This is a genomic window from Dechloromonas aromatica RCB (genome assembly GCF_000012425.1).
Map to the genome: position 1 here is coordinate 4,057,073 of NC_007298.1, position 16,163 is coordinate 4,073,235.

Here is a 16,163-nt window from a genome sequence, read left to right on the forward strand (position 1 = left end):
TGCTGCGCTACTGGTTGATGGAATTCAGTTCCAAGACCATTGTTGTATCGCCCAGCTTGGTTTTTGCAGGCGCCCCGGAAATATCGCCCTTACCTAAATCAGCGCTCCCGGTCTTGGAAAGTCTAACCGTCACGATAACTTCTGGATGCTGGGACAAGGTTCGTCCCGGGATAATGGCCATGCTGTCATCCAGACGGAATTCAATGGGGAAATCAGTCCCCTGATATTTCCAAACTGCCAGTGGAGGTCCTTTCCCGTCCGGCGCCTTGGCGGCCACAAATAGGGTGTCGCTTGGCGATACCTGGCCGCGCAATTTCGGCGACAAAGTCACCACGCCAGCGACAACCGGGCCTGAGGCGCCTGCCAGCACGGGCGTAGCGGGTTTCTTGCCGCTCAGCATCGACTCGGCTTCGGCAATATTCGCATCGGCCAACTTGCTGTCCATCGAGTCAGGTTGCGCCGCTGCTTTCATGCGTTTCCAGATAGCGATTGCCCCCTTGTAGTCGGCACGATCGAAAGCCTCGCTGCCGGCCAGGGCAAGCGATTTGACGTGTTTGGGATCAACCGCCAGTGCTCGTTTGACGATATCCCGACCGGCTGCGTCCCACTTGCGATCCTTGGCCATCACATGGGTATCCGCCCAGTCAGCCAGCATGGTCGCATCGGCCGGCAACAAAGCGGCGGCTTTTTCATAGGCAGCATCGGCCTCGGCAAATCGTCTCAATTCACCATAAGTCTTGGCCAGCAGCAACCAGCCTTCACCATTTTTCGGATCGGCTTCCATCTTGTCGGCCAGGCGCTTGACGACCGTGCCCAGATCGCCGCCTTTGGTGTTGGCGGGAGGCGCTCCAGCCCCGGCTGACAGCGAGGGAGTCGCCGGCATCGAATCAGGAGCAGAAACCGTTCCCGGGCCGGAAAAACCGAAATAAACCGCCATGCCCAGCAGCAGAACGCCGCCAGGAATAGCCCACACCAGTTTTCCTGTCGCCGGACGCGGTGATGCCGGGGCGCTCAGCAGCGAGGCATGCAAGGCAGCCTGCTGGCGATCGAATTCAGCCTGATCAATACGCCCTTCTGCCCTGGCAAGGAGCCGTTCCCGCAAGGCCTGGCCAATATCGACCGATGGTCCCTGACCGGCCTGACGTGACGACCATTTGCTCAGCCCCCACAGCAGGAGAAGGCACAGCGCGATACTGGCAACACCGATATAAACCGCAAACATCATTTTTTGATTACCCGATACCCGGGGATTTCCCGGAAAAAAATTGACCAGACCTTAGCGGAAGTCCCAGCGAAGGCCAAGATAGAGATATTCGCGCTTATTGCTTCCCGAATTGATCCCGGTGGTTTTCTGATCCGAAAAGCCGATTTCACTCTCGACGAACATCGTACTACGCCATTGGTAGCCCAGTTTGATGGCGGGGGAGAAATTGGTCTGCCCGCTGCCGTTATCGCTCTTCGACGAAAAATAACGCAGATTCCCTTCGAGACGCCACACTTCGGCAAAGGGAAAAATATTGTTCAAGCCGTAGTTCTGCCCGGAAAAGCCGCCACCGCTGTAGAAGCTCGCCATCGCAACACCGCCCCCCCCCCGTCACGAACAGGTTCGTGCCAATCGCTTACGCGGTCACCGGTTTCTCAAAAGCGAGCCCAGATCTTGGGGCCGGAATTTTCGTCTTTTATTTGCATTAACAAACACGAGCCTACCGCGCCCCCAACCGGAAAGCCTGGGTAATCAGATTTGTTGCCTCCGGGCTATCCCAGTTGCGTGAGCCATAAATCCTCTTGATCACCCGCCCATCTGCATCAACCAAAACGGTCAACGGCAATCGGTCGGCGCGCAGAATTTTTTCCAGTACCAGATTTCGATCTATGTAATTCCGAAAAGTAATTCCGGCGCGCTTCAGGTAGGCGAGGGCCGCCGAACGATCATCATCGGTGGAGATGCCGATGATATTGATCTGCTTTCCGTCATAGCGCTTGGCCAACCTCTCCAGCGACCCCATTTCCTCTCGGCAAGGCCCACACCAGCTCGCCCAGACATTAATCAGCAATGGCTTGCCGCGAAATTGGGCGAGTTTTCCGGCGCCACTGGCCAAGTCGTTTAATGCGGCATCCGCCAACTGTTCGTCAATGACCTGCACTGAAGCATTCGCAGAATAGGCATTCTGCAAGACGCCCAGTCCGGTAATACACATTAGAAACACTCGGAACATCTTGATCATCAGCACCCCCAATACTTTCATTCGGCCAAATCAAAACATGCATCCGAAACAGAAGTCTGCTGCCTTGTTCGCATCCAAAAAATAGTCGACATCTCCCAAGCGGCCAGCACGAGTACGGAAAACGAAACAGACTTTCTCGTATGACCGAAGGGATGCGCCGCATTTTAATCGATGCCGAACATGCCTCCTTTTAATTGCCGGTGCGAAAACACTTTGCCCAAGTGCACCGGCGCGACCAAACCGCTCGGCAGGCAACGATGCCTGAGTGGATTTTTCAGGATGATTTGCCCATCCCCTGTCGTTGCCCTAGCTGATTCGCCTTAGCGCCGCCTCGACCAGCCCACCCATTTCGGAAGTGGAAACCAAACGGTCACCGGCCTGGAAAATATCCCTGGTCCGCGCGCCATTCGTCAATACCGTCTGGACCGCTGATTCGATCGCATCGGCCATGTCCGGCCGGCCCAAGCTATAGCGGAACATCATCGCTGCCGACAGAATCATGCCCAAGGGATTGGCAACGCCCTGCCCTGCAATGTCCGGCGCTGAACCATGGCAAGGCTCATACATCCCTTTGTCCTCGACATTGAGCGAGGCCGAAGGCAGCATGCCGATCGAACCGGTCAGCATCGCGGCTTCGTCCGAGAGAATGTCACCAAACATGTTGCCGGTGAGCAGGACATCAAACTGCTTCGGGTTCTTGACCAGTTGCATGGCCGCGTTGTCGACCAGCATGTGATCGAGCGTGACATCCGGGAAACGTTCGCCGACCTTGGTCACCACGTCGCGCCAGAGCTGCATGCACTCCAGCACATTCATCTTGTCGACGGACATCACCTTGCCACTCCGTTGGCGGGCAATCCTGAACGCCATTTCGGCGATCAGTGCGATCTCGGATTCGGAGTACTCCATGGTGTTGTAACCGACGCGTTCGAACCCGGAGGTCCGTATCCCGCGCGGCTGGCCAAAATAGATATCGCCCGTCAGTTCCCGGACGATCATCATGTCGAGTCCGCTGACCACCTCCGGGCGCAGCGTCGAGGCATTGGCCAGTTCCGGATAGACCTTGATCGGACGCAGATTGGCATTGAGCCCGAGATATTTCCTGATCCCCAGCAAGCCGCGTTCGGGGCGCGACTCGGCCGGCAGCTTGTCCCACTTCGGGCCGCCGACGGCACCGAGCAGGATGGCGTTGGCTTCGTCAGCCAGCCTCAAGGTTTCAACCGGCAAGGGGCGCCCCGTCTGATCGTAGGCGGCGCCACCCAACAGCCCGTACTCATATTCGATTTTCAGGCCATGGATATCCTTCAGGGCGTCGATCACCCTGACGGCCTCGGCACAAATTTCGACACCGATGCCGTCCCCGGGAATTACACAGATTTTCATTTCACAACTCACCGCAAAAAAACGGGGGGCCTGAAGCCCCCCTAAGGTTGGAGGAGAGTCGAACGCAGAACGACTCTCAACCGCAGAGACACCCGTTATCGGGGTGCAGGACTATCTGGATCAGTCACCGCCGCGCAGGTTCTGCACCTGGAAGAGTCCCGGCGGATTCTTCTTCGGATCGACCTGGCCCTTGAACTGGCCGGTGGTGCAGTGCTTGGACTGCAGGTCGACCATGGAGAAGGCGTCATCGATACCGATACCGGCACCCTTGTTGACCGGCAGGTGATGATCGGGGTGCGACTTGCCGACCATGAAGACCTTCCACAATTCACCCTTGCGGTCGTAGATTTCGTTGGCACCGTTCAGGTTCTGCAACTGGACGTCCATGTAGAAGACGCGCTTGCTGACCGGATGGTTGGTATTGACCGGCGCCGCTTCGAGCACATAGACCTTGCGCAGCTGCCAGGTGCCTTCGGAGAAGCACTTGCCCTGACCGCCCATGTCGACATACTTGTAGCCATCGGCTTCTGCCGGCATGTCGGTCGCCAACTTCAGCTCGTCGTGATTCCACATGGGCAACAGGACGTTCTTGGTGCCCTTGTAGGTCCACTTCATGTCGGACACCCGGCCGTTGTAGCCCTCGAAGTCTTCGATCATCAGGTCGGAGCCAAGGAAGGCATCGGTCACCTGGCCCTGGGCCAGGCGGCGGACACGGCGCTGGAAGCCAAGGTAGAGGTAGGCATCGTCCAGCTTGGCATCATCCTCGAAGCGCTGGATCAGCAACTGGGTGTTCTTCAGGTCGCTGGGCTCGTGGGCCTTGGTGTAGATGGCGCGGAAAATGCCCGACGGGTTCGGCGTGAATTCCGGAATCGGCGCATCCTTGGTCCGGTGCATGAAGTTCAGGAAGTGGAAGTCCCACTTGATGGTCTTTTCCACCTGCCCGGTCTGCATGTTGCGGTACTTCCAGTAGAACGGCGAAATGACCGCGCCGTCACCCCAGTTAACACCGTACTTGTAGTTCCAGGCCAGCTTCTCGCCAGCGCGTGCATCCTTGGCATCCGGCTCTTCCGGGAACGGGCGGCCGGCGACATAGCCGGTGATCATGTCACCCGGCTTGGCACCCAGCTTGGTCTTGTTCAGGTTGGCCTTGGTCGCGTCGGTGTAGTTCTTGTTGATGGCGAACTGCGTCGTGGCGCCGACCTTCATTTCAAACAGGCCATCCTTGATCAGCTTGTACACACCGGCGCCCAGCACATCCTTGAACTGGTCGGCGTTGGCCTTGTTGATCACGGTACCGGCGGTCAGCCCCGGAAAGCTCGGCATGCCGGCCTTGTACGGGTTGAACGAGTTGTCGACATCGGCTTCGGTGGCGGCCTGCGCCACCCCCATCACGCCGGCTGCCATCAGCGGCAGCATGGCAATCAGATGCTTTTTCATACTTTATGTCTCCTCTGTTGGATCAGAACTTGTAATTCACACGCAGGAAAATATCGTTTTCCTTGAACGCGGCGCCAATCGGGCCGGCACGGAAGCGACCGAGCGGTTCCATGCCACCAAAACCACGCGAATAAGACGTCATCGCGTTGGCATCGCCGTTTGGCGCGGTAAATGGCGCAAACGGATTACAGGCACGGCAGTCATCGAAATTCCAGTGATCGCGCCCATCAGCCAGCTTGTAGTTGGCGCCAATGGTGATCTTCAGGTCGTTCGTGTAGTTCCACTCCACCTGCGGCGCAATCGCCGTTGCTTTGGCGCGGAAGTCATGTGCCAGGATCAGTTGTGGGCTGACCGTACCGTTACGCAGGAAGCCCTTGATCAGCAGGGTGCCGATGAAGTTGTTTTCCCAATCCGGCATGCCGACCGGGCCGTACTGCTCCTGCTTCCACTCGTGGTTGAAGATATGCTGGTAGAACAACTGAGCCGAGATCAGGGTGGCCGAGGTTTCGCTGATGAACGGGATGAAGGTCGGACGGTCGACACCGATGACCGCACGGAAAACGTCGTTTTTGGAGTACAGCTGCTCACGCGAGGTGTTGGAGAACTCTTCACCCTGCGTATAGGCCGCTTCCATGCGAACGGCCGCACCGGCTGCCGGGATCTGGAAGTCCATCGAGCCACCAACCAGGTTGACACGTGGGAATTCCATGTCGAACGAGATCAGATACGGCCAGGCATTCTGGTATTGGCCGGTAAACGAGTTCGTTGCACGCTTCCCACCGTGCAACGACGGCAGTTGTGAACGATAGGTCAGCGCATTCAGCGAGAAGGACAGACCATCCATGGTCACACCTTCATACTTGGCACCCAGCTGGGTATTGGAGAGACTCCAGTCCGGCAGGTTCACGTCCTTCAGACCGATCTGACCAGGACCGAAGTTGGTGGCCAGCAAGGTACCCGGTCCAACGTTGGCGAAGTTGGCCACCGTACCGCCGTTGTCCCACAGGTTGGCCATGCCACGGAAGAAGCAGCCAGCATCGAGAATGACGTTGGGCGTGCCGCACTGACCGAGATTGTTCGGACGGAACTTGTCGAAGTTCCAGACGATCTGGAAGTTGCGATCCTGCATCCAGTCGCTGGCCCCCATGCGGTATTCCGCCTGGGCGATCCACATCGGGATGCGGATATCGGACAGTTCGTCGTAAATATTGTTGCGCGAGAAATCGACCGGGTTGATGACATCGAGCACGCGGAACAGGTCAGTACGGCCCCAGACCACCTGCTGCTTACCGATCTTGACGAAGAGATCCTTGCCGTCACCCAGGTTGAACGTCTTCTTGGCATACAGCTCGCGAATGAAGTCGAGACGGCTGTTGAATTCCGGCATTTCGAGCTCGGACAGCTTCTTGTTTCCATAACCGCCGAAATCGCGACAGCCACGGCTGTCGATGTCGCAGGGACGTACCGGTACCGCGAAGCCAACGCCACCGTCGGTGGCATGCCAGCGATCACCGAGCACACGCAAGCCGCTGTTCGGATTATTGGCCCCATAGGAATCGACAAAAGCGTTACCGGCAGCCCCGGGGTAACCCAAGCCTGAAACCAGCGTATGGGTTACGGGACCAGCACCCCAAGGGCTGGTCACCAAACCGGCTGGCGTTGTCGACTGCGTCGTGATCGACCCACCCGCATCCTTGCCGTATTCGCTGCTGTTCATGCGATAAACGCCATCCCAGCTACCGCGCAGGATGCTGTGGATACCCCAGCCATCGCCGACCTTCTTGTCGAGTTCGGCCTGCATGGTGTTGCGGAACTTGGCCAGACCGGTGTGCTCGCGCCTGACGGTGTGGTTTTCGTAAGTCAGATCGACCTGCCAGGGCGAGGATTCCTCGCCCATTGAAGGAAGTTCGTTGCCCCACGCCTGCGTTGCGAAGGAGGCGGTGAGCGCCACCGCCAGCAGCGACAGGCGCCTTCCCGTATTCAAGTTTGTCTCCATGGATATTAACCCCCAATGGTTGTTAGAAAAGTGCTTGCTGTTCCCCCCGGTCGAGCCGGAGTGTTGTTAATCGTTTTCCAGCACACCGTCTTCGTCGTAATGAACAGCCGTCACAAACTTGGGTTTGAAGACGACACACCATGACGGCACGATCAGCACGGCGGCGATCGCGTTGACGATGAGCATGAAAGAAAGCAGGATGGCCGCGTCAGACTGGAAGCGCAGGTCGGACATGAAGATCCACATCACGACGCCGGCGATCAGCGTGACCGCGGTGAAGCTGACGGCATAGCCGGTGGTTGCCACGGCGGTGATGGCGGCCTTTTTCATGTCGCGCAGATGGGCATACTCTTCGCGGATGCGGTCCATGAAATAGACGGCGTAGTCGATACCGACCCCGACCCCGACCGCAATGACCGGCACCGTATTGACGTTGATGCCGATATTCAGGGCGCCCATGTAGGCGTAGGTCATCAGCGTCGAGAACAGCATGGGCAGGATCATCAGCCAGCCGGCGTGCAGCGAGCTGTAGTAGATCATGACGATCAGGAAGGCGAGGATCATGACCGCCGGGATGATGATCATGTGGTCGGTATGCAGCGCCTGGTTGCCGGCTGCCGTGACGCCGATGATGCCGCCGCCCAGTTCGATGTGCAGGCCGGGAACGTCCTTCTCGATCAGCTTGATGCCCTCCTCGGCCAGCGCGACGATACGGTTGATCGTGTCGGCCTGATGGTCCTTGTAATAGAACACCATGTCGGCTTCGTTCTCGTCCGGCGTGACGAATTCCTTCAGGGCGCCCGGGATCGGACTGGAGGCCATGTAGGCGAACATCAGGCCGCCGATTTCGTCGGCCGTGTCCGGCAACTGCATCCAGCGCGGGTCGTCGTTGTGGGTCAGCTTGTTGACCACGCGGACGACGCCGGGCAGGGCCTTGGTGCCACCCAGTTGCGGGTCGGACAGCATGTGCGCCTGGAAGCGTTCGATGGCGGCCATGACTTCCGGACGCTTGATGCCGCCCTTGTCGTCGGTACGGGCCACGACGTGCAGTTCCTCGGAACCCGGGAAGCGGGTGTTGATCGCCTTGGTCGACACGTTGTAGTCGTGGTCGCGATGGAGCAGCGGCGAGCCCGGCTCGGATTCGCCGAGCTGCACCTTGCCGACCAGATAGGTGCCGCCGATGGCGCCGATCAGGGTCAGGATCAGGATGGAACGCGCCCCGCCGTCGGTACCACCGGTCAGCGCCATGGCCTTGGCCAGGAAGTTGCGCACGCCTTCGTTGCCGTTCTCGTGCTTCTTCGGGGCCGGCAGGACAGTCAGGGCCAGCGGCACCATGAAGTGCACCGTGAAGATCACCGAGAAGCCCCAAAAACCAGCGGCCATACCGAGCTTGTGGTTGAACGGCGCAGCACCAAGGACGAGGACGGCGATGCCGACCGCATCGACGATGATGGCCAGCGAACCCGGGCGGAACAAGGCGTCGAGCGCATTACGGGCTGCCTTCTTGCCGTCGTGGACGATGGCCAGTTCCTCGTAATAGCGCACGACCAGCTGCACGCCGTGCGAAGTCGCCCGTGCCGCGATCAGGAAGGGAATCGGCAGCGACAGCGGTTCCAGGTTGATGCCCATCGCCGCCATGAAGCCGAGGCCCCAGATCGACGACAACGCAATGCCGAGCAGCGGCAACGCGATGCCGTAGAAGCGGCGGAAATAGACAATGAGCAGCGTCGCCAGCAGGGCCAGCGTCCAGGCCATGATCTCGACGATCTGGTTCAGGTAGGTGTACACCCAGCCCGTCAATACCGGATTACCGGTGACGTAGAGGTGATGACCCGGCTTGGCCAGCGTCTTGCGCACTTCCTGCAGGGCGGCGAAGGTGGTCGGATAATCGATGTCGCCTTCGTTGAGCTGCGCCTTGATCAGCGCTGCCTTCATGTCCGGCGAGACGAGCAGGCCGTAGATGGTCGGGTTGGCGATGACATCCTTCTTCAACTGCTCCAGCTCGGCAACCGTGCGGGTCGGCTTCAGTGGATCGTAATAGGACTCGGAGGCGAAACCGCCCTGGTCATCGAGGAAGACCTTGCGCGCCGTGCGGTGCGTCAGGCTGTTGACCAGGTTGTGGTTCACGCCGGGCAGGTTGTCGATGCCCTGAGTGGCCTCGTGGATCAGCTTCAGCGTTTCATCGTTGAAGATGGTGCCCTGCTCGACCTCGACCGACATGACGATCATGTTGGCGCCGCCGAAGTTCTCCTTCAGACGGTTGTAGACCTTGATGTAGCCGTGGTTCTGCGGCAGCAGGTCGGAGAAGTCGGTGAAGATGCGCAGCTTGGGCAGCGCGATACCGAACATGATCGTCACGGCCAGAACCAGCGCCAGCACGATCTTCGGGTTACGGAAAATCCATTCCTCGCCCTGATGCAGGCGATGGGTGATGGAATGACGGATTTGGCTCACCATGGTGTTGCTCGCTCCCTGGTCTATTTGTTATTGGCTGTGCCGACGGCACGCAGCAGGCCACCGGGGCCGCCGATGACGATCGCCGCCTGGCCTGGCAGGGAAGCCCCGCCGCCGAGGAACATCGGCAGCGGATCCGGATAAGGCACATTGCGCCAGCTGTCGCCTTCGAGGCGGGCAATGACACCGCCGTTGCCGACAGCAAACGGGCCACCGTCGTGCATGAACAGGCGGTTCAGGGAAGCCTGGGTGGCATTGACCTGTTTCTGCCAGGTCTGGCCGCCATCGCGGGTATGCAGCATCTGGCCGGCAATCCCGCTGACCCAGCCTTCGCGGGCATCGCGGAACAGCGCCGCGTAGGGATAGAAGTCACCCGGAATCTTCGGGCCCTTCTTCCAGGTGGCACCGCCATCCTCGGACATCACCGTCAGGCCAAACTCGCCGAGCGCCACCGCCTGCTTGTCGTTGACGAACTGGATGGTGGTGATCTGGGTGTCCTCGCCGAGGTCGGTGACCTGCCAGGTCTTGCCCTGATCGGCACTGCCGGCGATCACGGCATTGGTGCCAGCCACCCACCAGCCACCCTGCGGGCTGCAGGTCACGGCCAGCGGCGTGCGCGGCTGCTCGAGCTTGGCCGATTGCCAGTTCTTGCCTTCGGCATCGGCCGACCACACCTTGTGATAATGGTCGATCGCAACGAAGGTCTTGTCAGCACAAACGGCAATATCGACCAGCGAAGTCTGGCCGAGCGCCTGACGCTGCCAGCTTGCGCCCTTGTCGCTCGAAACCAGCGCGACACCGCTCTGGGTGCCGACGACGATCACCTTGTCATTGCTGGCAATGGCCTGGCTGACGTCGTAACGATGCACCGAGCGCTGACGCTCGGTGGCGATACCGGACATGTCCGGGGCTTGCGTGCAGGCCGACAGCAATGCGCCGGCCACCGCTACGCCCAGCGGCAATTGTCGGGTGGCAAATATCCGCCCCATAAAACCTCCTCCTTACCGGGCGACCGTTGTTGCGGCACACCCTTGATTTGCTCCGGCTTCCGCTTCTTCCGGGATTTATTGGCTTCCCGTGAATTGCAGAAAATCTCGATATTTTTTATTGATTCAATAATGGCCGACACCGGCCAATACCGTCCAATACCATTTAGTCGTTTTTCTGATACCTGCCGGGTATCGGCCCGGCGCCGCCTGACGGGCCGGGGCTTCCACCCCGCCCGCCATGTCGAATGACTAGCGCCCCAAGTCCTTTGCGGTCTTGCCGCCGATACCCCACTGGGCCTTGGGTACGTCCTGGATCCAGACCCGGGTGTTCTCCAGCGGAGCACCCAGCGCCTCGGACATGGCCGCGCTGACCTTTTCGATCAACAGCTTCTTTTGCTCGTCGGTCCGACCTTCAATCAGGTAGATTTGTGCGAATGGCATGTTTCCTCCGGCTTTCTCAGGCGAACTTGACGCTGGTGCTACCCAGCGACTGAATACGCAGATTGACGTGATCACCTGCACTGACAGCAACTGCCTCGGTGACGCCGCCGGAAAGAATCATCGTGCCGGCTGGAATCTCTTCGCCACGGGCGCCAAGATGGTTGGCCAGCATGGCGATGGCTGCCGCCGGATGGCCGAGTACGGCAGCGCCGGCGCCGATGGCAACGGGTTCGCCGTTCTTTTCCATGACCACGCCCAGGGTACGCAGATCGAGACCGGCCACCGGCGTCATCTGGCCACCGAGCACGAAGCGCGAGGACGAGCAGTTGTCGGCAATGACGCTCTTCAGGTCGAACTTGAAATCGCGGTAGCGCGAGTCGATGATCTCGATGCCGGGCATGATGAAATCAGTCGCGGCCAGCACGGCACCGATATGACAGCCCGGGCCTTTCAGCGCCTTTTTCAGCACAAAGACGATTTCCGGCTCGACCTTCGGGTGGATCAGTTCCTTGATCTTGATCTCGCCGCCATCCGGCACGCTGAAGTAATCGACCAGGAAGCCGAAGCACGGCGTTTCGACGCCCATCTGCTTCATCTTGGCATGCGAAGTCAGGCCGGCTTTCAGGCCAACGACGCGATTGCCCCGGGCCAGCTTGCGGCGCAGGATCTCGGCCTGGATGGCGTAGGCATCATCCCAGTCCATCTCGGGATGGGGGTCGGTGATCTTGACCACATCATGGGCTTGCAGCTCGGCGTTTTCGAGCAACTCGGCCAGTTGGCCGATGGTTTGTTGATTCAGTTTCATTTCAGCAATCCCCGTTCGCGTGCCATCGTGATGGCGGTATCTTCAATCATGTCTTCCTGCCCGCCGACCATGCCGCGCCGGCCCAGCTCGACCAGAATGTCGCGGGCCGGTACGCCGTACTTGGCCGAAGCGCGCTTGGCGAACAGCAGGAAGGAACCATAGACCCCGGCATAACCCAGGGTCAGCGCATCGCGGTCAATGCGGATCGGGAAGTCCATCATCGGCACGACCAGGTCTTCGGCGACGTCGGTGATCTTGGCGACATCGACGCCGGTCTCGATGCCCATCAGGCTGCACACGGCAATCAGCACTTCCATCGGCGTGTTGCCGGCCCCGGCACCGAGGCCAGCCGCAGCGGCGTCGATCCGGTTGGCCCCGACTTCGATGGCGGCGATCGAGTTGGCGACGCCCATGGCCAGGTTGTGGTGGCCGTGGAAGCCAAGTTCGGTTTCCGGCTTCAGCGCGGCGCGCACTGCACTGAGTCTTTCCTTGACGCCTTCCGGCAGCAGGTGGCCGGCCGAGTCGGTCACATAGATGCAGTTGGCACCGTAGGACTCCATCAGTTTGGCTTGCTTGACCAGGCCTTCGGCACTGTTCATATGGGCCATCATCAGGAAACCGACGGTGTCCATCTCCAGCTTGCGGGCCATGGTGATGTGCTGTTCGGAGACATCCGCTTCCGTACAGTGGGTGGCGACACGAATAGTGTGCACGCCGAGGTCACGTGCCATCTTCAGGTGATCGACAGTGCCGATACCGGGCAGCAGCAGGGCGGAGACCTTGGCGTTCTTCATCTTCGGGATGACGGCGCCGAGATACTCTTCATCGGTATGGGCCGGGAAGCCGTAGTTGACCGAGGAACCACCCAGGCCATCGCCGTGGGTGACTTCGATCAGCGGCACGCCGGCGGCGTCGAGGCCGGTGGCGATGGCGGTCATCTGGTCGAGAGTCATCAGGTGACGCTTGGGATGCATGCCATCGCGCAGGGTCATGTCATGGACGGTGACTTTTTTGCCTTTGAGGGTCATTTGTCTTTTCTCCTTATTCCTTAGGCGTGCACCGGCTCAAGCTTGAGCGTGCCCTTGATCATTTCTTCGGCGAACATTTCGGCGGTGCGCGCACCGGCGGCGGTCATGATGTCGAGGTTGCCGGCGTAGGTCGGCAGGAAGTCGCCGAGACCGGTGACTTCCATGTAGACGGAGACGCGGTTGCCATCGAAGACCGGACCATTGACCAGGCGGTAGCCCGGCACGTACTTCTGGACTTCCTTGATCATGGCGTGGATCGATTCGGTGATCGCGGCCTGGTCCGGGGCGGTTTCGGTCAGGCAGTGCACGGTGTCGCGCATGACGAGCGGCGGTTCGGCCGGGTTGATGATGATGATGGCCTTGCCCTTCTTGGCGCCGCCGACTTTTTCGACAGCACCAGCGGTGGTGCGGGTGAATTCGTCGATGTTCTTGCGGGTGCCGGGGCCGGCGCTCTTCGAAGACACCGTGGCGACGATTTCGCCGTAGGCGACCGGCTGGACGCGGGAAACGGCAGCGACCATCGGGATGGTGGCCTGGCCACCGCAGGTGACCATGTTGACGTTCATTTCACGACGCCCGACGTGTTCCTTCAGATTGACCGGCGGCACGCAGAACGGGCCGATGGCGGCGGGGGTCAGGTCGATCATCAGGACGCCGAGGGCATTCAGCTTGCGGGAGTTCTCGGCATGGACGTAGGCCGAGGTGGCGTCGAAGGCGATCTGCACGTTGTCTTCAAGGACGTGGGGCAGGAAACCATCGACCCCAGTGGCGCAGGTCTTCAGGCCCATCTCGGCAGCGCGCTTCAGGCCTTCGGATTCGGGGTCGATACCGATCATCCAGACCGGTTCAAGGAAGGGGCTGCGCTTCAGCTTGTAGAGCAGGTCGGTGCCGATATTGCCCGGTCCAATCAGGGCGCATTTGATTTTTTGGGTCATCAATATTTTCCTTATTGATCGTTGTTCAGCAAATGGTGGAAACGATGCCGCCCTCGACGCGCAGCGCGGCACCGGTCGTCGCAGCCGCTCTCGCGCTGCAGACGTAGGCGACCAGCGCAGCCACTTCGGCCGGATCGATCATGCGTTTGATAATTGAGGTCGGGCGCCCTTCGGCGAAGAAACGGCGTTCCATTTCATCGAGGCTGATGCCGGACTCGGCGGCCAGCTTGCCGAAGAATTCGCCAACACCTTCCGAGCGCGTCGGGCCGGGCAGCACGGCATTGACCGTGACACCGGTGCCGGCGCAACTCTGGGCCAGACCGCGCGACACGGCGAGCTGGGCCGACTTGGTCATGCCGTAATGGACCATCTCGCCCGGCGTGTTGATGCCGGATTCGCTGGAGATGAACACGATACGTCCCCAGTTGGCCGCCTTCATGGCCGGCAGGTAATGACGGGCCAGACGGACGCCGCTCATCACGTTGACGTCGAAAAAGCGCTGCCATTCGCTGTCAGGGATGGCGTCGAAGGGCACCGGATCGAAGATGCCGAGGTTGTTGACCAGAATGTCGGCCTGCGGACAGGCGTCGAACAGGAACTGGCAACCTTCCGCCGTGGACAAATCAGCCACCACGCCCTGTACGTCGGCGCCAGCCACCAGCGAACGCAGGCGGCCAAGCGCCGCATCGACACTTTTCTGGCTGCGACCGTTGATCACCACCCGGGCGCCTTCGCGAGCCAGCTCGGTGGCGATGGCAAAGCCGATGCCGACGGTCGATCCGGAAACGACCGCAGTCTTCGATTTGATCTGGAAGTCCATGTCAGGCTGCCGGCTTAGACAAAACGGACGGAACAACCGCCGATGCCGCCGATGGTCATGCGCAGGTTGTCGCCCTTGACCACCGGAACCATGGCGCCCATCGCACCGGACAGCACGATATCGCCGGCCTTCAGGGTGATGCCAAGCTTGCCCAGCGTGTTGGCCAGCCAGACCATGGCATTGACCGGGTGACCCATCGTCGCGGCGCCGGCGCCGGTGACGACGATTTCGCCGTTCTTTTCGAGGACCATGCCACACAGGCCAAGATCGACGTTGCTGATGTCGACCAGTTGGTCACCGAGCACGAAGACGCCGCAGGAGGCGTTGTCGGCCACGGTGTCCTGGATCTTGATCTTCCAGTCGGTAATACGCGAATCGACGATCTCGAAACAGGCCATGACGCCTTCGGTCGCCGCCAGTACGTCAGCCGCCGTCACGCCCGGCCCTTTCAGATCCTTCTTGAGCAGGAAGGCAATTTCGCCCTCGGCTTTCGGCTGGATCAGCGAGCTCATCTCGATGGATTCGCCTTCGTTGTAGACCATGCCGTCGAGCAGGTAGCCGAAGTCCGGCTGATGCACGCCGAGCAGGTTCATGACCGGCTTGCTGGTGACGCCGATCTTCTTGCCGATGACGCGTTCGCCCTTGGCCAGGCGGCGCGACAGCATCTGCTGCTGGATGTGGTAGGCGTCCTCGATGGTGATGTCGAAGCCACGCGAAGTCAGCGGGCTGACCGTCTTGCCGGCAACCAGCGCTTCGTAGAGCTCGTCGCCGAGTTGGGTGATTTGCGATTGTTCCATGATGGTTTCTCGTGCTCTTTCGTTATGCGGCCAGGAAATTGCTGACCAGCTGGTTGAAGTCGCGGTTGTGTTCGATCTGGACCCAGTGCCCGCAGCGGCCGAAAACATGCAGTTGCGAGTCGTCGATCCAGCGGTTCAGGGTCAGGGAGTTGCTCAGCGGAATCACCCGGTCGTCACGACCGTGGATGACCAGCGTCTTGTGCCTGAGCGCCCGGATATCGGCCTCGGCACTGGCCATCGCATCGACCCAGCGCTGGCGCGGGGCCGGGAACATGGCCGAAAACGATTCCTGAAAACCGGGCCGGATGCTGGCCTGATAACGCAGTTCGGCCAGCTCGTCGGTGACCAGACTGCGGTCGTAGGCAAAGATATCGAGCAGGCCACGCATGGCTTGCAATGACGGCTCATAGCCCCACGCCGCATCGAGTTCCGGCGTCAGTTCGAACGGCACGCCGACGCTGCCCATCAATACCAGCCGACGCACGCGCTGCGGGTGGCGGATGGCCAGCGCCAGTGCAATGGCGCCACCGAAGGAGTTGCCGATCAGGTCGGTCTGTTCGATACCCAGTGCGTCAAGCAAACCGACAGCCTGATTGACCCAGCCATCGACACCGTATTCGATACCGGCCGGCCGCTCGGTATAGCCGAAGCCAACCATGTCCGGCGCGATGGCGCGGCAGGTCTTGGCCAGCTCCGGCAGAACCAGACGCCAGTTGGCCCATGCCGTCACCCCCGGGCCGGAGCCGTGGATGAGCAGCACCGGGGCCCCGCTACCGAGATCGTGATAGTTGGTTTCGATGCCGCCGGCGACGATGCGCTGGCCGATTTCGGGAGAAGTTGCGGACATGTTCGG

The 16,163-nt window shown here is 60.2% G+C and carries 15 protein-coding genes; all 15 read right to left on the reverse strand.

Translation table 11 applies throughout. From position 1 onward, the window contains the following. Window positions 1-7 precede the first annotated feature (7 nt). Window positions 8-1,225, reverse strand: coding sequence for a c-type cytochrome biogenesis protein CcmI/CycH (locus DARO_RS19255; protein WP_011289497.1), 1,218 nt, complete (start codon window positions 1,223-1,225; stop codon window positions 8-10). Between the two features lie 51 nt (window positions 1,226-1,276). Beyond that, the gene (locus DARO_RS19260; RefSeq protein ID WP_011289498.1) at window positions 1,277-1,573 is read right to left on the reverse strand and encodes a hypothetical protein; all 297 of its coding nucleotides are present in this window, start codon (window positions 1,571-1,573) and stop codon (window positions 1,277-1,279) included. Between the two features lie 130 nt (window positions 1,574-1,703). Next, window positions 1,704-2,225, reverse strand: coding sequence for a TlpA disulfide reductase family protein (locus DARO_RS19265; RefSeq protein ID WP_011289499.1), 522 nt, complete (start codon window positions 2,223-2,225; stop codon window positions 1,704-1,706). 306 nt (window positions 2,226-2,531) lie between these two features. Continuing rightward, window positions 2,532-3,608, reverse strand: a complete 1,077-nt coding sequence (leuB, locus tag DARO_RS19270; RefSeq protein WP_011289500.1) for a 3-isopropylmalate dehydrogenase — start codon at window positions 3,606-3,608, stop codon at window positions 2,532-2,534. 120 nt (window positions 3,609-3,728) lie between these two features. Then, complete coding sequence (locus tag DARO_RS19275) at window positions 3,729-5,045, reverse strand: DUF1329 domain-containing protein (protein WP_011289501.1); 1,317 nt, start codon at window positions 5,043-5,045, stop codon at window positions 3,729-3,731. 22 nt (window positions 5,046-5,067) lie between these two features. Further along, complete coding sequence (locus tag DARO_RS19280; protein ID WP_497463003.1) at window positions 5,068-7,029, reverse strand: DUF1302 family protein; 1,962 nt, start codon at window positions 7,027-7,029, stop codon at window positions 5,068-5,070. A gap of 78 nt (window positions 7,030-7,107) precedes the next feature. Continuing rightward, complete coding sequence (locus DARO_RS19285) at window positions 7,108-9,498, reverse strand: MMPL family transporter (protein WP_011289503.1); 2,391 nt, start codon at window positions 9,496-9,498, stop codon at window positions 7,108-7,110. Between the two features lie 20 nt (window positions 9,499-9,518). Continuing rightward, window positions 9,519-10,484 (reverse strand): YCF48-related protein, encoded by a 966-nt coding sequence (locus DARO_RS19290; protein WP_011289504.1) that lies wholly within the window; start codon window positions 10,482-10,484, stop codon window positions 9,519-9,521. Window positions 10,485-10,733: 249 nt separating this feature from the next. Next, the gene (gene thmT, locus DARO_RS19295) at window positions 10,734-10,925 is read right to left on the reverse strand and encodes a 2-hydroxymuconate tautomerase (RefSeq protein WP_011289505.1); all 192 of its coding nucleotides are present in this window, start codon (window positions 10,923-10,925) and stop codon (window positions 10,734-10,736) included. A 16-nt stretch (window positions 10,926-10,941) separates the two neighbouring features. Beyond that, window positions 10,942-11,730, reverse strand: coding sequence for a 2-oxo-3-hexenedioate decarboxylase (gene dmpH, locus DARO_RS19300; RefSeq protein ID WP_011289506.1), 789 nt, complete (start codon window positions 11,728-11,730; stop codon window positions 10,942-10,944). Continuing rightward, the gene (gene dmpG / locus DARO_RS19305; protein ID WP_011289507.1) at window positions 11,727-12,758 is read right to left on the reverse strand and encodes a 4-hydroxy-2-oxovalerate aldolase; all 1,032 of its coding nucleotides are present in this window, start codon (window positions 12,756-12,758) and stop codon (window positions 11,727-11,729) included. The genes dmpH and dmpG overlap by 4 nt, the downstream gene beginning before the upstream one ends. Window positions 12,759-12,778: 20 nt before the next feature. After that, entirely contained in the window at window positions 12,779-13,693 is a 915-nt protein-coding gene (locus DARO_RS19310; protein ID WP_011289508.1) for an acetaldehyde dehydrogenase (acetylating), read from the reverse strand. Window positions 13,694-13,718: 25 nt separating this feature from the next. Next, on the reverse strand, window positions 13,719-14,513 hold the full coding sequence (locus DARO_RS19315) for an SDR family oxidoreductase (RefSeq protein WP_011289509.1): 795 nt from the start codon (window positions 14,511-14,513) through the stop codon (window positions 13,719-13,721). A 14-nt stretch (window positions 14,514-14,527) separates the two neighbouring features. Next, window positions 14,528-15,310 carry a 2-oxopent-4-enoate hydratase gene (gene dmpE, locus DARO_RS19320; protein WP_011289510.1) on the reverse strand — a complete coding sequence of 261 codons (783 nt, stop codon included), beginning with the start codon at window positions 15,308-15,310 and terminating at the stop codon, window positions 14,528-14,530. A gap of 22 nt (window positions 15,311-15,332) precedes the next feature. Next, the gene (locus tag DARO_RS19325) at window positions 15,333-16,157 is read right to left on the reverse strand and encodes an alpha/beta fold hydrolase (RefSeq protein WP_011289511.1); all 825 of its coding nucleotides are present in this window, start codon (window positions 16,155-16,157) and stop codon (window positions 15,333-15,335) included. Window positions 16,158-16,163 lie beyond the last annotated feature (6 nt).